Raw genomic sequence first — 16,764 nt, 5'->3', positions numbered from 1 at the left:
CCGTCAGTGAGCATTCAGCCGCCACAACGGAGATACCGGGCCGTGGCCTGCGCCCAGCGGGTATGCCGCGGTTAAGCACTGCGTCACCCAGGTTTTAGCGAAAGCGACCGCGTCAGGCATTGCGTAGTCGTGGGCCAGCGCACTGGTAATTGCCGCCGCGAGAGTGTCCCCGCCGCCGTGGTCGTGCGTGGTGTCGACACGTTTCGCGGTGAACTCGAAGTTTTCCTGCCCGTTGGTGAGCAAATCGCGGCTCTCAAGGGAAGAGCGCATGTGTCCACCTTTTACGAGCGCCCACGTCGCCCCCATGTTCAATAGCGCTTCAGCTGCCGCTTGCTGACTTTGGTTGTCGGTGACGTCGATTCCGGTGATGAGGCGTACCTCGTCTAGGTTGGGCGTCACGACGGTCGCCCGCGGTATCAACCTGTTGCGCACAGCATCGAGGGCATCAGCCCGCAGCAGGGGATCACCGTGCATGGAGGCGGCCACGGGATCGACGACAAGCGGAATTGATGCACCAATCCCGAGTGCCTCACATGCGTCAACTACGGCTTCGATGATGGGCGCTGACGACAGCATCCCTGTTTTTGCGGCTTTGACGCCAATATCCGAAGTGACGGAATGTATCTGTGCCGCGACGGTGTCCGGGGGAATTTCATGCACCCCAGTCACCCCAACGGAGTTCTGCACCGTCACAGCTGTGACCGCTACGCAGCCGTGCACCCCACACAGCGCAAACGTGCGTAAGTCCGCTTGGATTCCCGCGCCCCCACCAGAGTCAGAGCCCGCAATGGTGAGAACCCGTTGCGGCGTCTCTCCGGCTGGTGGGGGAGGGAGCAACCAATCCATCAGCTCGTGGAGATAGGCAGATACACCTGGTTGCCGTTGTCTGCGAACTCAGCTGACTTTTCCGCCATTCCCTGGGCAAGCACGCGGTCGATATCTTCCTGCGTGGACATTCCGTTGCGTTCCGCGTATTCACGTACATCCGCGGAGATACGCATGGAGCAGAATTTTGGTCCGCACATGGAGCAGAAGTGGGCGGTTTTAGCCGGCTCGGCAGGCAGAGTTTCGTCGTGGTACTCCCGGGCCGTGTCGGGATCGAGTGACAGGTTGAACTGGTCGATCCACCGGAACTCAAACCGCGCCCGAGACAGTGCGTCGTCTCGTTCCTGGGCGTGTGGGTGGCCCTTGGCGAGATCCGCTGAATGAGCCGCAATCTTGTAGGTGATCACACCGACCTTGACGTCATCGCGGTTCGGCAACCCCAGGTGCTCCTTGGGTGTCACGTAGCAGAGCATCGCAGTTCCTGCCTGCGCGATCATCGCGGCGCCGATAGCCGAGGTGATGTGGTCATACGCAGGTGCGATATCAGTAGCCAACGGGCCGAGGGTGTAAAACGGTGCCTCCTCGCACAGTTCCTCCTCGAGCCGAACATTCTCGGCGATCTTGTGCATCGGCACGTGGCCTGGGCCCTCAATCATGACCTGAACACCGTAGGATTTGGCGATTTTCGTCAGCTCACCGAGCGTGCGAAGTTCGGCGAACTGAGCTTCATCATTGGCATCGGCGATGGAACCGGGCCGCAATCCGTCGCCGAGAGAGAACGTCACGTCGTACTCGCGGAGGATCTCGCACAGTTCCCGGAAGTGTGTGTACAGGAAGGATTCCTGGTGATGGGCCAAGCACCAGGCAGCCATGATCGAACCGCCACGCGAGACAATGCCGGTAACGCGTTTCGCCGTGAGTGGGATGTACCGCAGAAGTACTCCAGCATGGACAGTCATGTAGTCCACGCCTTGCTCGCACTGCTCAATGATTGTGTCGCGGTAAAGCTCCCACGTCAGGCGAGTCGGATCGCCGTTCACCTTCTCCAACGCCTGATAAATCGGCACTGTCCCCACCGGTACTGGGGAGTTACGCATGATCCATTCGCGGGTCTCATGAATGTTCTTGCCTGTCGACAAGTCCATGATGGTGTCGGCACCCCAACGAGACGCCCACACCATTTTTTCCACTTCCTCGGCTATCGAGGAGCTGACGGCACTGTTGCCGATGTTCGCATTGATCTTCACCGCAAAGGCTTTGCCAATAATCATCGGCTCGGATTCTGGGTGTTTGTGGTTAGCGGGGATCACAGCGCGGCCACGTGCAACCTCGTCGCGAACCAATTCAGGTGAGACGCGTTCGCGGGCGGCGATATAGCGCATCTCATCAGTGATGATTCCAGCGCGGGCCCACGCGAGTTGTGTCGAAGCCCCGTCCACAGGCGCTGGTTTGGTCCATGCATCGCGCATCTTCGGCAAGCCATTTTCTAGATCAATGGTTGCTTCGGTGTCCGTGTATGGGCCGGACGTGTCGTACAAATCTAGATGCTCACCGTTGGTCAGGTGGACGCGGCGAACGGGGAAAGTGAGGCCGTCAGTGTCAGGAACTGGCTTGTAGACCTTGCTGCTTCCCTGGATAGGCCCCGTGGTGACGGTGGTGGGATCGGTTGAGACAGGCGTGCGCATAAGAAGCCTCCCTTGCCGGAATTACCCGGTCAGGTTCATACGGTCGACGGCCCTAGCCGTCCTCTCAGCCCGCTGGTGCGAGCACCCGTGAAGATTGTTCGTAGTGGCCCCCACCCTAGCGGATTGGGCTTGTGAATACACTGAAGATATTCACTCATGATCCGCGACGGTGTACGGGAGGTCGATTATGGCTGATGAGGAACGCTCAATCGAGGTGTTCGATAACCAGTCGAGGTCCCGGTACGAAGTGTGGGTCAACGGTGAATTCGCGGGCCTTGAAGGGTACGAAATTGCCGACGACGGCACCATCACCCTGTTGCACACGATTATCGACGAGGAATACAGCCGCCAAGGAATTGCACGGGCCTTAGTGCGGGGAGTGCTCGACGGAATGCGAGTGCGCCAGCAGCAGTTTCGGCCAGTGTGCACGTATGTTCAGGGCTTTTTGAAGCGGTTTCCGGAGTATCAGGATTTGGTTGCCTCTTAGCGTTTGTGGCGCGGCGCGTATTCATCAACGTATTGCTGCCCGGTGAGCGCCTGGATTTGCTGCATCAGGTGGTCAGTGAGGGCGCGTTCAGCATCGGCGTCTCCGCTGCGCCCAAAGTCAGCTGGGTCGATGGGCTCGCCGAACTTGACAGTGACGCGGTGTCGGCGCCATTCCTTCTTTCCCGGCCGACACACTTTGTCGGTGCCAACAACACCGACAGGGATGATCGGTGTGCCGGTGTGCAGTGCTATTCGGGCGACGCCGGTTTTGCCGCGGTATAGGCGAGCATCGGGTGACCTGGTGCCTTCCGGGTAAAGGCCTACTAGTCGACCTTCGTTGAGCAGTCGCTTGGCGGTGCTTATTGCATTTTCGGCCGCGTTTGCCGATGTGCGGTCGATGGGAACTTGCCCAGTTTGGGCGAAGAATGTTCGCTGAAACGTGCCGTTGAGTCCGGTTCCGGTGAAGTACTCACTCTTGGCGAGGTATGCGATTCTGCGTGGGGAACCGAGTGGAGTGAAAATCCAGTCGGCCATGGAGAGGTGGTTTCCGGCCAGAATGGCGGGGCCGTCAGACGGAATGTTGTTGATGCCGTCGAAGTGTGGCCTGTTATAGACCGTGACAAGTGGGCCGAGCAGGATATATTTGAGGAACCAGTACAAACCCTTTTTGTGTGTGAAGTCCTGGTTGACTTCGACGGTGTCTGGGGTATCTGGCATCATCGTGCCTCTCTTGCTCGTTCCAAGGATGTTGTATCTACTGTTGTCGGGGCGCGCCCCGAATGCAATGTAAGTGTTACATGTGTCTCATACAACTCGTGGTTTTGGGGCAGGGAACGGCTACACACGCCACACTGAGCGTCGGAAGGACGACGAGCAATGCACGCATTCATGGCGATTCTATGGGCGGTCGCCATCACTTTGATCGCCGTGAACACTGCGCTCGCACTACGGTTGGACGCCTCAGTGCGCAAGGTTCAGCAACACGCAAGGGGAACCGCGTTTAACGAACTGCAGAAAGCAGCTATCCCATTTGTGGGAATCGGGCTCAGTGTGGCCTATCTCGCCAACTGGATCTTCAACGGCACAGAACAGTTTCGTAGCGTCACCACAACTGTGCTGCTGAGCGGAATAGTCTTCGGCGTCGCAGCAAGCGCGGCGATGGACTTGCTCGCCCGAGTCCCACGGCGACACCGATGGGTGCGACTTGTCGGCGCCATGGCTGGTGCGACAGCGCTGTGCGTAGGCGGCCCAGTGGCAGGGGCGCTCACGCACTAAGTTTGTCGGCCGCACTAAGTGTGTCGGCGTCTAGGGGCGCTCAACCTACTTCTTGATGTCGACCACTACCGGAGCATGGTCGCTTGCACCCTTACCTTTTCGCTCGTCGCGATCAATGTGAGCATCGGCAATGCAGTCAGCCAGCGCCGGAGTAGTCAGAATATGATCGATGCGCATGCCTTCGCGTCGCGGAAATCGCAGTTGCGTGTAGTCCCAGTAGGTGTAGACGCCGGGGCCGGGGGTAAACGGGCGAACAACATCTTTGTACCCGGCGTCGAGGAACCTTTCGTATGCTCGCCGCTCAGGTTCGGACACGTGGGTGGCATCCCTAAATACCTCGATATCCCACACATCTTCGTCCAGTGGCGCAATGTTCCAGTCGCCGGTCAGCGCAATTTTCGCCTCAGGATCGGACTCGAGCCACTGCTGTGCGTTATTTGCCAATTCATCAAGCCACTCAAGCTTGTAGGCGTAATGCGGGTCATCTAAAGTCCGGCCGTTGGGAACGTACAGGCTCCAGAATGTGACACCCGCACACGTCGCGCCAATCGCCCGCGGCTCCACCGACTCTGTTTTGCTCCACTCCGGCTGACCAGGAAACCCACGCTGAACGTCGTCGATGCCAACTCGCGACAGCAACGCCACGCCGTTCCATTGGTTCGCCCCAAGATGTGCGACTTCAAAACCGAGGTCAGTGAACCTATCTGCCGGAAACTGGTTGTCTTTACATTTCGTTTCCTGAATCGCCAGCACATCAGTGTTGGACTTCTCAAGCCACGCACAAATTCGATCAACGCGGGCGCGGGCAGAGTTGACGTTCCATGTGGCAAAGCGAAGTGTGTCAGACACAGAAAATACCTGTCAGTCGTCGTGGCCAAATGGGTCTGGAACTTCTCCGGGAACCCAGGAAAGCCCCGGGACGCCCCAACCGTTTTTCTTGATAGTTTTGCGTGCCGCACGAGCATTGCGACCGATCAACCTGTCCACGTAAAGGTACCCGTCGAGATGCCCCACTTCGTGCTGCAAGCAGCGGGCGAACAAACCGGTACCCGAAATATCAACGGGGTTGCCTTCTACATCGACGCCAGTCACGCGGGCCCAGTCCGCGCGCCCTGTAGGGAAGTGCTCGCCGGGAACTGACAGGCAGCCCTCTAAATCATCGTCAGGGTCGGGCATCGTTTCAGGTATCTCAGAAGTTTCGAGAACCGGGTTGATCACGACGCCACGCTGCCGTTCATGTTTTCCGTTCTCATCTTCCCGCGGGCAGTCGTAGACAAACAGCCGTAGGTCGATGCCAATCTGATTAGCGGCAAGCCCGACGCCGTTCGCTGCGTCCATGGTGTCAAACATGTCTTGCACGAGCTCCGCGAGATCCTGCGGTGGTTGCTCGACGATGCGGGTGGGCGCATGGAGTACTGGGTCACCGACTACGCGGATCGGATGGATGGCCATGGATGTAAAGAGTACTAAGTTGATCCGACAACGCGAAGTTGCGAAAGCACGACAACCTTAGACTCGCCGCACCGCGTAGCGGAAAACTGACTGATACGGGTGGTTGAATGTGCTTTATACAGACATGCACGTAGACCACGATCCATTAGCGCCCGATGACGCAACGCCTCTGTTTATGCAGTTAATCGGCACCGTGGACTAGGCGGGCACCATGTAACCAACGGGCAGCATGGACGCGGGATGGTTCAAGTGGTCAGGCGAGGAGCGAGATGGACAGCGCCGCAGCGCAGAACGAGCAGCCTTTAATTTCGGGCCGTGCGACCAGCCAGGCCCACGGCGAAGCCGCGTCGGAAGCTAGCGCTATCGACGGGCTGACTCAACGCGAACTTGACGTGCTCGGCTTTGAACGGCAGTGGTGGAAGTACGCGGGCGCGAAAGAAGAGGCCATCAAAAACATGTTTGGCCTCTCCGCAACCCGCTACTACCAGTTACTCAATGCACTCATCGATCGCCCGGAAGCGCTCAAGGCCGATCCGATGTTGGTCAAGCGTCTGCGACGTTTGCGTGCAGGTAGGCAGAAGGCGCGTACGGCACGCCGTCTTGGTATGACAACAACGTAGCGGGGAGAACCCATATGAATAGCCCACAACCCGGATCAAACTCTTTGCCACTGCGGTCCTTTGCGTTCATGTTGCTATCGGCGGCAGTGGTGTTCTTCGTTATTGGCGCGCTCGTGTTGCGTGATTCCGGTACTAGTGCAGACGCAACCGCGTCGGACAGTGCGGTAACTGCGACGACGACTGCCATTGCGCCTGCCTCTGATGATGACGACCATGACTCCGACGATGATGCTGACGACGCTGACGACGCGGATGCCGACGACGAAACCGAAGAGGACGAATCAGATTCCGAAACCACTTCGGTACTAGCGCCGCCCCCTGCTCCTGCTGTGCAAGTTCACGTTCTGAACAACAGCACGGTTTCAGGTCTTGCAGGCCGTACCGCAGACAACCTTCGCGGATCCGGCTGGCAAGTCGGTGAGGTAGGCAACTACAGCGCGAGCGCGCTGTCGGCGACAACCGTGTTCTACTCCAACGACGCAGAACGCCAGGTTGCTGAACGAGTCGCAGCCAACCTCGGTGCACAGGTAGCGCCCCGACCGGTGGGCCTGTCAGGGCATTCGGCTGGAGTGGTAGTGGTTCTCACCGGGTAGTTCACGGACCGGTGTGCGACGCCGAAATGCGCACCGATATGCTGACATCTGCGTTGATCGAGTTCGATTCACGTCGAGCTTTCTCTTAAGGAGCTTTAGTGATGGCCTCACATGCACGGCGAACAGTTCTAAGTCAAGGTTTTGCGTGGCGTAAAACCGGCACGGTTGCCGGGGTTTTCGCTGCGGGTGCTGTCTTACTCAGCAGTTGCGCAGCGCCATTTGAGGCACCGTCAGACATGACTGAAGAACCACCCGCACCACCCGTGTGGACGGGCCAGCCTGCCCCTCCCGGATACGATGACGATCACGACGATGATCACGATGAAGAGCCGACGGATGGTCCGGCCCGGACCCTGCAAGCCAACTTGGCGCTGGCGGACGGTTCAGAGATCGGTACCGTCACATTCACGGAAACACGCGATTACCTGCGGGTTCGCGCTCAGATCCGTGGTGACTCAGATACCGTAACGCCCGGGTTCAAAGGATTCCACATCCACGAATTTGGAGTGTGCGAACCCGACAGTGAAGCGCCAGACGGCGAGTCAACAGGCGACTTCCTTTCTGCCGGTGGCCACCTGATGCTCGAAGGGGCAACTCACAGTGGCACCGGTATGAGCGGTGACCTGACCTCACTGCACATCTTGGAGGACGGGACGGGCGAACTGGTTACGCTCACCGACCGCGTCACCATCGACGACCTGCTCCTCGGTGACGGCACCTCGGTCATCGTCCATGAAGGACCAGACAACTTCACTAACATCCCAGACCGTTACGTACTCCCTGACGGTGGATCCGTTCCGGATGAGCAAACTTTGGCAACCGGCGATGCTGGGCCACGTATTGCATGCGGTGTAATCGAGACACGGTAGTAACCCGCACACAGATCTGAGATAACCACAGTGGCGCCGCACTCTGCAGAGTGCGGCGCCACTGTGGTTCTATTTAGGAGTGCAAATCGATTTTGTTGGCTCGCCGCGACCAACACTTGGTGTCGAATGGGAACTAGCGCTCGTCAACCGAACAAGTCGCGACTTGTCCAACACCGCCGACTCAGTCTTCGACTCGTTGACTAACGAATTCGGAATCACGCCAGGGACCCGCGTCCACAAAGAGTTTCTCCGAAACACCGTCGAGATCGTCACCGGTATCTGCGACGACGTCGGGCAGGCGACCGCTGAGGTCGTGGACACCCTCAACATCATCCACCGTGTGAGCGACCAGTTGGGTGTCGACTTCTTCAGTGCGGGCACGCACCCATTCGCGCAGTGGACTGACAACATGCTCACCGACAAACCCCACTACGTCGAGATAATCAACAGGAGCCAGTACTGGGGCCGTCAAATGTTGATCTGGGGAGTGCACGTCCACGTCGGCGTTTCACATCCCGACAAGGTTTTCCCCATCATCAATGCGCTTCTGATGAAGTACCCACATCTACTTGCCCTGTCGGGGTCATCGCCGATGTGGGACGGCCAGGATACGGGCTACGCAAGTTCGCGCGCACTACTCTTCCAACAACTTCCCACGGCAGGTCTGCCATTTCAGTTCGATACGTGGGCCGAATTTGAGCGGTTTGCTGGTGACCAGGTAAAAACTGGGATCATCAACACTGTTGGTGGACTGCACTGGGACATTAGGCCGAACCCATCACTGGGGACCATCGAAGTGCGCGTATGCGACGGCACACCGACTGTTCGGGAACTCTCCGCGATAACTGCGTTGATCCACTGCCTCGTAGTTGATCTCGATCGGCGCCTAGTCTCCGGTGAGATTTTGCCCTCGATGCCCCCATGGCTCGTTCAGGAAAACAAGTGGCGAGCTGCAAGATACGGACTTGACGCAGAAATAATTGTCGACCACTTATGTCGCGAACGTCTCGTCACCGACGACCTCAACGATGAGCTTGAGCGACTAGCACCAGTTGCTCGCTCCTTGGGGTGCGCCCAGGAATTAGCTGCCGTTGCCGATATTCCAAAGATGGGAGCGTCTTACCAGCGACAACGTCGTGCTTCGCAACACGGTGGAGTGCTCGCTGTCGTGGATCAACTTGTCACTGAGTTGAGAATGCGCCCGTAACACCCGCTCGTTATGCCCACTTAGTCGTCGCGGTTTGGTTCCATCTGATTGATCGTCGTCAGGTCTTCCCTGAACAAGCCTTCGCGGTGGGCGAGGCGGCCGACCCTGTGTGCAACCACAGGGACGGTGAGACAAGCGAAGAGAATCGCGAGCACAATCATCCCGATGTCGACAGAACCCCACACCGTGATCCCGGCAGCGGTAAGGGTGAGGATCAAACTCAGTATTTGGGGCTTGGTCGCCGCGTGCATCCGAGTGAGCGTATCGGGGAAACGAACAACGCCAATCGCGGCCACAAGTGCGAGGAACGAACCTGCTAGCAGTAGAACCGCCACTACAACGTCAGCGGCGACCTCAAATAGGTTTGTCATGTCGGTTCTTCTTCTACTGTCGTGTCTGGCACCCGGTACCTTGTGATCGCGATCGAGCCGATAAAACCGAGCAAGGTGAGTGCCACGATCGCCGAAATGAGAGTGGTATCGCGGGTGAATGCCGTCCACACTGCGAGTCCGCACACGCTGAGCGCGACGAGCATATCGACTGCAACGAGCCTGTCGAGGCTGTTCGGACCGCGCACCAGTCGAAAACTGGTAATGGCGGCGGCAAGCACTAGCGCTACCGCACAAATCACGAAAACAGTGGTCACGAGTTGTCGCCTCCCTGTCTGCCTTCTGGTGATGTCGGAGAATCAGCGTCGGCAACTGAACGGTTCTGCCAATCCTCTGGTCGTTCGAACGCGCGGATGAACCAGCGTTCAAGCTGGTCTGTGTTGCGGTGAAAGTCAGCGATCGCGCGTTTGTCAGAGACATCAAGGACGTGAATAAACACCACTCGTTGCACCTTGTCGACTTGAAGGACCAGGCTTCCCGGAATGAGACTTAATGCGTCGACAATCAGGGTGAGCACAATGTCGGATTGCACGCTAAGTCGTCTTTTGAGGATGGCGCACTTCGGTGGTGGGCCTGGGCGCAGGGTGATCCACGTGACCTGAAGTGTGGCTCGGACCAGCATCGTAGCGATGACGAAGTTCAGTGCAATAAATGATGTGAGGTGGAAGCGGCCACGAATGGGGATGCGGGGCAGTGGAAACAGCAAGACCACAGCGAGGCCGACGGCGATTCCCGACAGTACGTTTCCGATCGATAAGGTGCCCCATAACAGCACCCAAACTGTCGCCAGGGCGAGGACACCGAACATTCGCGACCGGACTCTGCGAAACGCTGATGGGCTGTTCATCGGCCACCGCCGCCCAACTCGGTCCCGCTAATCGTTGTGGTAGGCCCGTCAAGGAGTGGTTGGTTCTCCCCGAGCACTGAGTTGATGTAGTCGCTGCGCTCACGTAAATCGAACGCTGTCCTGTTTGTGAATTCCAAAAACGGTCCGGCAAAGATCGTCAGGGTCAAACTCAGCACCGTCAGCCCTATCGTTGGAAGAACCATGAAGGTTGGCATGCGTCCGACATCGGTTCGTTCGTCGTAGGGGACATCGAACGAGTCCTCGATGAAAACGGTCGGTTGCGACGAGACTAGGTGACCGTCGGGCGCGTCTTCTCGCTCACGCCAGAATGCCTTTGTCCAGATACGGGCCACCACGTACAGGGTGAGCAGGCTGGTCACAACGCCACCGCCGACAAGGATCCAGGCGAGGATTCCGGCGTCATCTACTCCTGCTTGTAGGAGCGCCACCTTGCCGATGAACCCACTAAATGGTGGTATTCCACCGAGATTGAGCGCTGGCACGATGAACACGATTGCGAGCAGTGGACTCGCTTTGGCGAGACCGCCCAATCTGCGCAACGATGCTGACCCTGCTTGTCGTTCAATCAGGCCCACCACAAGAAATAGTGTCGTTTGCACAATGATGTGGTGAGCTGCGTAGTAAATCGCCCCCGACAATCCGAGGTTGGATGATAGGGCGATGCCGAACACCATGTATCCGATGTGGCTCACCAAAGTGAAGGAGAGCAGACGTTTGATGTCGGACTGTGCGATGGCGCCGAAGATTCCGATCACCATCGTGAGCAGGGCTGCGATGAGGAGAAGGTTATCGAGGAGCCCGCTGGGAAAGATCAACGTGTGCGTTCGGATGATGGCGTAGATTCCGACTTTGGTGAGCAGACCAGCAAAAACTGCGGTAACGGGCGCTGGGGCAGTGGGGTAGGAGTCCGGCAACCATCCCGACAGCGGGAAAATTGCGGCTTTGACACCGAACGCAACGAGTAGCACCGCAAAGATCGCCATGCGGGTGTTTTCTGGGACATCTTGCATCCGCACGGCGATGTGCGCGAGGTTTAGCGTGCCGACTGCGGCGTAGGTGAAGGCGATGCCGAGCAGAAAGATGATCGACGAGACCATCGACACCAAGACGTAGGTAATTCCAGCGCGGACGCGTTCTTTGCTCACCCCGATGGTGAGTAGCACGAAGCTTGATGCCAAAAGAATTTCGAATCCGACGTACAAGTTGAACAGGTCACCGGCGAGGAATGCGTTGCACACACCTGCTGTGAGCGCCAGATATGTGGGTACGAAGATCGACACTGGTTGCTGAAGATTTCCATCTCTAATGCCCTGGCCTACGGCATAGACCAGCACCGCAAGCAAAACTGCGGAGGAAATGAGCAGCATTAACGCCGATAAGCGGTCAGCGACGAGTGAAATTCCAATTGGCGACCCCCAGCCGCCGACCTGGACCGAATGCGTGCCATACACGTCGGTGATGTACAGCAACATCGCCGACACCGTAAACACTGAGCCGAGGACCCCGAGCGTGATGTAGCGCTGGACCTTGTAGTGCCTACTGAAGAACAGCGATGCTGCAGCGCCAAGTAATGGCAGCAAGACCGGTAGCGGGATCAGGAATTCTGCAAGTTCCGATGTGAGAGCGATCGGCATCACTGGTTGCCACCGCCTCGTTCAGTTGCGTCGAAGTCAGAGTCCGAACCATCAGTAGGTGGGCTCAACGGATCGTCGGAAACTTGTGGTTGTCTTTGCGCGGATGGCTCGAAGTCGGGCGCTTCAGACCGCGTGCGGTGCGCGACCTGAATGTCGTCGTCATCATCCTCAATTTCTTCACGAGTTTTCAAAGTGAACGATCGGTAGATCAAGGCGACCACAAACGCGGCGAGGCCCATACCAATCACGATCGCGGTGAGCACTAGTGCTTGAACAAGCGGGTCTGCCATCTCTGTGTGGACATCAGATTCCCGACCAACGACCGGTGGGGCGCCGGACAGTCCTCCCATGCTGAGCATCAGCAGGTTGACGGCATTGGTCATCAGGAGCAACCCAAGGAGCGCTTTGAGGATGCTGCGTTCCATCACGAGGTAGACACCGCACCCGAATAGGACACCGATGATGATGAGCATGCCGAGACTTGTGGTCATTGCTGTGTCACCTCGATTCGGGAATCGAGGCGCGCACCGAGGCTACGCAGAACGTCCACCACCAGTCCGATGACAAGCAAGTACACCCCTATATCGAAAAATAGTGCTGTGACGAGTTTGATTTCACCGAAGAGGAAAACGTCAAAGTAGAACGTCGCTGACGACAGGACGGGAGCTCCGAAGAACATCGACGCGAGGGCTGCACACGCTGCGATCCCGAGTCCTAGTCCCAAGATTTTGCCGGCATCCACTGGTATTGACTCGCCGAGTTCGTACTTCCCACCGGCTAGGTATCGCAAGACTAGCGCCAGTCCAGCTACGAGACCGCCCGCAAACCCACCTCCTGGTGCGTTGTGTCCGGCGAACAGGAAGTACACCGACAGCACCATCATGACGGGGAAGAGCAGGCGTGTGGTGACTTCAAGGATGAGTGACCGGTTTCGCGGATTTCTGAGCTCACTGCCTTTGAGCCACACAATTTCGGTGTACTGAAGGTGTCGTCGAGACGGCATCGCAGCCATGTCGGGTGCGTCTGATACTCGGGGAGCGCTGCCAAATCGTCGGTTGCGGAAGATGAGGCTCGCGACACCGGTCGCGGCTACAAGAAGTACGCTGATTTCGCCGAAAGTGTCCCAGGCGCGGATATCGACGAGGACAACATTGACGACATTGGCGCCGTTGCCTTCGGAGTAGGCGAGATCAGGCAAGTAAGCACCCACCGGTTGCACAGAGCGAGCGCTGACGGCGAGTAGACCAACGACGACGATCATGATTCCCGCACCTGCGCCAAGCGCCGCGCGCACTAGGCGATGCCCCATCATCCGTGAAACGTGCGGTTCCGCTGGAAGCTTTCTCAGCAAGAGGATGAAAATCACCAGCGTGAGAGTTTCGACCACAACCTGGGTGAGTGCGAGGTCCGGTGCGCCATGAAGTCCAAAAAGCACAGCCGTCCCGTACCCCGTAATACCGATCAACAACACGACGGTGAGGCGGTTGCGCATCACGGTTGCTGCGATCGCGGCCGCGACCATGATTAACCCGACTGCGAGCTGCAGCACCGACTCGTCAGAGCCGTCGTGCACAAGCGACCAGTTTGGCCATAGGACCAGCGCGAGTGTGGGCAGTCCGATCAAGGTCGCCAGAATGATGGCCTGGGTGAAGGGTAACGAACCACGCTGAGTAAAGCCGGTGACCCGCTGCGAAACCTCATCCACTCCGCGCAAAGTAGCGTCGTATACGCGATCCGCGTTCCCCAGAATTGGCTTGCGGGAGCGCCACCTGGTGACTAGGGGGTCAGCAAAGAACAGCGTTGCACCGCCCGCAATGGCGAGCACACTGAGGGCAAGTGCAAGCTCGGATCCGCCGAGCTTTGGCGCGACGCCTTCTCCAAGAACCGGGAACGCATCGATGTATGGCAAGGAATACGTGACGAGGTTTGCGGTCAGGAACCCGGCCACGAGCCCGCTCACTGACAACACGGCGGGTGAGAACAGGAACAGTGCGCTGGGGGCTTTCATTTCGACAACTGCTGGACTAGTGCTGATGCCACGCTTGGTCGAAAACGCCCCCGAGATGAAGCGCAGGCTGTAAGCCACCGTAAAGATTGATCCGAGAACCACCGTGGCAAGGGTCACCAGGCCCAATGTGGGCGACAACGCGGCTGTTTCGGAGATTGCAGTTAACGCCGTTTCCTTGCCGTAGAAGCCAAGGAATGGGGGAAGGCCGGCCATGCTTGCCGCTGCCAGGATACTGACGGCGGCAAGGACAGGGGCGCGCCTGCCCAAGCCTGAAAGTTTTCGAATGTCGCGCGTTCCAGTGACACGGTCGATGACGCCAACGACGAGAAACAGTGTGCCCTTGAACATGGCGTGCGCTACGACAAGTGCGATTGCCGCCAACGCGGCGTGTCTGGTTCCTAGCCCGGCAAGGATCATGAGGAAGCCGAGTTGGCTGACGGTCCCGAAGGCGAGGATGAGTTTGAGATCGAACTCTCGCAAGGCCCGCCACCCTGCCAACACCATGGACAGTGCACCCAGCGAGATAATGAGAGCCCGCCATGGCGAAGCGTCCGCAAATGCGGGGGAGAGGCGCGCGACGATGAAAACACCGGCCTTCACCATCGCTGCGGCGTGCAAGTAAGCGCTGACTGGCGTCGGTGCTGCCATCGCGGCGGGAAGCCAGAAGTGCAGCGGAATTATCGCCGACTTGCTCAGGGCGCCGACCAGTATGAGAACCAGGGCGACGTCTACCAGCGAACTCTGTGGCGGATTAGCCAGGAGGTCAGAGATCAGGTAGCTGCCAGTTGATTGCCCGAGCATGATGATGCCGACGAGCATGGCCAAGCCGCCGAAAGTGGTGACGAGCAGGGCTTTTGTTGCAGCTTTGCGGCTTGCTAACTTCTCCGCCTTGTACCCGACGAGCAGGAATGACAGAACCGTGGTCGCTTCCCAGAAGATGAAGAGCACAAGCATGTTGTCGGAAGTGATGATTCCGAACATCGCACCAGCAAACGCGACCAGGTAAGCGGAGAATGAACCGAGTCGTGTTGCGTTTGCCGGGAAGTAACGCGCGCAGTACACCAGGACGAGCGCACCGATGCCCAAGACGATGCACGCCATGATCGCAGTGAGGCCGTCGAACCACAGTTCGATGTCCATGCCCAACTCGGGTGCCCACGGGATCGAAACGCGGTGGTAGTTGGTGAAGTTCGCCAACACCCACAAAAAACTCGCGAATGGCACAACGGCCAAAACCAAAAATGCGTTCCGACCAAGATTGCGAACGAGAAGGGGTGCGATGAGCGCTGCGAGTGCGTGCGCCACAAGGACCGCGATCAAGGACTACTCCGTCCGGGGTCATGGGCGCAGAAGCCCTCTGGGCGGGTTGCGTTCTTATCTTATGGGTATATCCCTAATTGTGTTGGCTGACAGCTAGCGTTCAGTTGCGCCCACGGGCGGTTCGTCTCCTGCGAATCGGTACGTAGCGTAACCGATCCCTAAGATTCCAGCGCCGCACAACCCGACGAGGCTGACGGCGAAGATTGATCCCCCGCTGTTAGGAATGACCTGAAACCACAGTGCCGGTAGGGGGCCGCTGTCGCGCACGGTTGTCGAGGGAATAGCACCGCGGAATAAGGGCGTCGACACCAGAGCAATCAGGGAATGTGCCACAAGTGGAACAGTCAGTGCGAGTGCTGTGGCGGTCGGACCAGCGCCGGGCAGCGCCGAACCCAGTGCCAGACCGATCCCGGTCGCCAAGAACATAAGTTGAATGAAAATGACGAGGGCGCTACCGCCGCCGATCAACCCGATCACGGGAACGACGGCCAGCAAGAGCAGGCCGTTGAGTACGTGATAGCCGCTGTGCTTGAGGCGCACACCCACGGCGAGTCCTCCGCACAATGCCGCAACCACGGGTAGGAGCATCGCCGTGTTTCCGATCCGAGGGACCTGGCTGATAACCGGAGCGGCAGCGGCAGTAAAGGCCACCATCACCAGTAAGGCACCAGCCGCCCACGGTCCGTCCCACCGGCTCATGCCAAGGGCGACCATCCAAAGAACGAAAGCCAGGATCCCCACCACAAACGCCGCCGTGATGAACCGTGCTAATTCGCCCCAGTCCTGCGATACCTGCGCAGCCACTGCGATCGCAACAATCTGATATGCGGCTAGAACACCCGCTCCCACTGTGATTCGTGCCAATGTTCGCTTGTTCGGGGAGTGCGACGATTCACGAGGGAGGGGCGAATCAAGAATCATGCTCATCGTCAACGAAATGAGACCGCAACTCATGACGAACCACATCAGCACAGTGCCAACGGGTGCGGCGGCAAGCAGTTGCCCTGAGATATAGATGCCCGAAGCAGCGCCGCTGACGGTACCGGAGAGCAAAAGCCCAGTAAGCACCCCGCCCGCCGCAGCTACCGCTGGTCCCGCGCTAGGTCGAAACCACGCGCGCGACAAAACAGCACCAACAACGACCCCGCTCAACACAGCAGTGAATGCGCGGAGTGCCAGGTACGGCCCGGCATCCATCGGGCCGTAAAACCCTGAACTCCCAAAAAATGCGAGTAAGAAACTGCCCAACAGCAAACATCCCGCAGCGATTGACCAGGTTTGTGTCGATCGCCCCAAGGTGGCGGCGGACCACACTGCCGCGAACATCGCGAACACAAGTGCGATTGGTTCACCGAATCCCAACAGTGCGCCGCGTTCGGCGAACTCCGCAGCGTGCACAGTGACGGGTAGTCCACCCACCAAAATCACAGAGGCCGCAGCGGTGGCGAAAAACGCGGTCGTTACGGAAAGGGCGAAATCAACAGCCGGGTCAGCGCGCAGGAAGGGTGAAGTCATCACGGCAAACCTACCCGA

At 58.3% G+C, this 16,764-nt stretch carries 18 protein-coding genes; 6 read left to right on the top strand and 12 right to left on the bottom strand.

The features are described 5' to 3' along the window. Positions 1-3 precede the first annotated feature (3 nt). Positions 4-846, bottom strand: coding sequence for a bifunctional hydroxymethylpyrimidine kinase/phosphomethylpyrimidine kinase (gene thiD / locus IEW73_RS06245; RefSeq protein WP_188671659.1), 843 nt, complete (start codon positions 844-846; stop codon positions 4-6). Then, positions 846-2,510 carry a phosphomethylpyrimidine synthase ThiC gene (thiC, locus tag IEW73_RS06240; protein ID WP_188671657.1) on the bottom strand — a complete coding sequence of 555 codons (1,665 nt, stop codon included), beginning with the start codon at positions 2,508-2,510 and terminating at the stop codon, positions 846-848. Before thiC ends, thiD begins: the two co-directional genes overlap by 1 nt. A 187-nt stretch (positions 2,511-2,697) precedes the next feature. On the opposite strand from thiC, the gene IEW73_RS06235 reads away from it, so the two are divergent. Continuing rightward, a complete protein-coding gene (locus IEW73_RS06235; RefSeq protein WP_188671655.1) occupies positions 2,698-2,997 on the top strand; it encodes a GNAT family N-acetyltransferase in 300 nt (99 codons plus the stop codon). Here IEW73_RS06235 and IEW73_RS06230 read toward each other — a convergent pair. After that, entirely contained in the window at positions 2,994-3,713 is a 720-nt protein-coding gene (locus tag IEW73_RS06230) for a lysophospholipid acyltransferase family protein (protein ID WP_188671653.1), read from the bottom strand. The two genes, IEW73_RS06235 and IEW73_RS06230, sit on opposite strands and share 4 nt — an antisense overlap. Before the next feature lie 171 nt (positions 3,714-3,884). On the opposite strand from IEW73_RS06230, the gene IEW73_RS06225 reads away from it, so the two are divergent. Further along, positions 3,885-4,271 (top strand): hypothetical protein, encoded by a 387-nt coding sequence (locus IEW73_RS06225; RefSeq protein WP_188671651.1) that lies wholly within the window; start codon positions 3,885-3,887, stop codon positions 4,269-4,271. Positions 4,272-4,316: 45 nt separating this feature from the next. Here the strand turns inward: IEW73_RS06225 and IEW73_RS06220 are convergent, their stop codons facing one another. Both IEW73_RS06220 and IEW73_RS06215 read right to left on the bottom strand, forming a co-directional pair. After that, entirely contained in the window at positions 4,317-5,120 is an 804-nt protein-coding gene (locus IEW73_RS06220) for an exodeoxyribonuclease III (protein ID WP_188671649.1), read from the bottom strand. Positions 5,121-5,132: 12 nt separating this feature from the next. Next, on the bottom strand, positions 5,133-5,723 hold the full coding sequence (locus IEW73_RS06215; protein ID WP_188671648.1) for a peptide deformylase: 591 nt from the start codon (positions 5,721-5,723) through the stop codon (positions 5,133-5,135). Between the two features lie 269 nt (positions 5,724-5,992). Here IEW73_RS06215 and napA point away from each other — a divergent pair, with 269 nt between their 5' ends. The 4 genes from napA to IEW73_RS06195 all read left to right on the top strand — a co-directional run bounded on the left by napA (position 5,993) and on the right by IEW73_RS06195 (position 9,012). After that, complete coding sequence (gene napA / locus IEW73_RS06210; RefSeq protein WP_188671646.1) at positions 5,993-6,343, top strand: nucleoid-associated protein NapA; 351 nt, start codon at positions 5,993-5,995, stop codon at positions 6,341-6,343. 14 nt (positions 6,344-6,357) lie between these two features. Then, entirely contained in the window at positions 6,358-6,936 is a 579-nt protein-coding gene (locus IEW73_RS06205) for a LytR C-terminal domain-containing protein (protein WP_188671644.1), read from the top strand. Between the two features lie 101 nt (positions 6,937-7,037). Beyond that, on the top strand, positions 7,038-7,805 hold the full coding sequence (sodC, locus tag IEW73_RS06200; protein WP_229675859.1) for a superoxide dismutase[Cu-Zn]: 768 nt from the start codon (positions 7,038-7,040) through the stop codon (positions 7,803-7,805). 79 nt (positions 7,806-7,884) lie between these two features. Next, the gene (locus IEW73_RS06195) at positions 7,885-9,012 is read left to right on the top strand and encodes a glutamate--cysteine ligase (protein WP_188671642.1); all 1,128 of its coding nucleotides are present in this window, start codon (positions 7,885-7,887) and stop codon (positions 9,010-9,012) included. A 20-nt stretch (positions 9,013-9,032) separates the two neighbouring features. Here IEW73_RS06195 and mnhG read toward each other — a convergent pair whose 3' ends face one another. From mnhG to IEW73_RS06160, 7 genes are all read right to left on the bottom strand, one after another. After that, positions 9,033-9,383 carry a monovalent cation/H(+) antiporter subunit G gene (mnhG, locus tag IEW73_RS06190; RefSeq protein ID WP_188671640.1) on the bottom strand — a complete coding sequence of 117 codons (351 nt, stop codon included), beginning with the start codon at positions 9,381-9,383 and terminating at the stop codon, positions 9,033-9,035. After that, a complete protein-coding gene (locus IEW73_RS06185; protein ID WP_188671637.1) occupies positions 9,380-9,658 on the bottom strand; it encodes a monovalent cation/H+ antiporter complex subunit F in 279 nt (92 codons plus the stop codon). The genes mnhG and IEW73_RS06185 overlap by 4 nt, the downstream gene beginning before the upstream one ends. Beyond that, positions 9,655-10,248 (bottom strand): Na+/H+ antiporter subunit E, encoded by a 594-nt coding sequence (locus IEW73_RS06180; RefSeq protein ID WP_188671635.1) that lies wholly within the window; start codon positions 10,246-10,248, stop codon positions 9,655-9,657. The genes IEW73_RS06185 and IEW73_RS06180 overlap by 4 nt, the downstream gene beginning before the upstream one ends. Continuing rightward, positions 10,245-11,897 carry a Na+/H+ antiporter subunit D gene (locus tag IEW73_RS06175; RefSeq protein WP_372433629.1) on the bottom strand — a complete coding sequence of 551 codons (1,653 nt, stop codon included), beginning with the start codon at positions 11,895-11,897 and terminating at the stop codon, positions 10,245-10,247. The genes IEW73_RS06180 and IEW73_RS06175 overlap by 4 nt, the downstream gene beginning before the upstream one ends. Before the next feature lie 5 nt (positions 11,898-11,902). Beyond that, positions 11,903-12,394, bottom strand: coding sequence for a Na(+)/H(+) antiporter subunit C (locus IEW73_RS06170; RefSeq protein WP_188671631.1), 492 nt, complete (start codon positions 12,392-12,394; stop codon positions 11,903-11,905). Continuing rightward, positions 12,391-15,231 carry a Na+/H+ antiporter subunit A gene (locus IEW73_RS06165; protein ID WP_188671629.1) on the bottom strand — a complete coding sequence of 947 codons (2,841 nt, stop codon included), beginning with the start codon at positions 15,229-15,231 and terminating at the stop codon, positions 12,391-12,393. The genes IEW73_RS06170 and IEW73_RS06165 overlap by 4 nt, the downstream gene beginning before the upstream one ends. 93 nt (positions 15,232-15,324) lie before the next feature. Further along, positions 15,325-16,746, bottom strand: a complete 1,422-nt coding sequence (locus IEW73_RS06160) for a hypothetical protein (protein ID WP_188671627.1) — start codon at positions 16,744-16,746, stop codon at positions 15,325-15,327. Positions 16,747-16,764 lie beyond the last annotated feature (18 nt).

Origin of the sequence: Hoyosella rhizosphaerae (assembly GCF_014643175.1) — a bacterium.
Classification (GTDB): Bacteria; Actinomycetota; Actinomycetes; order Mycobacteriales; family Mycobacteriaceae; genus Lolliginicoccus; species Lolliginicoccus rhizosphaerae.
Note: the sequence above shows the minus strand (reverse complement) of the source record. Positions and strands in the feature narration are given on the sequence as shown.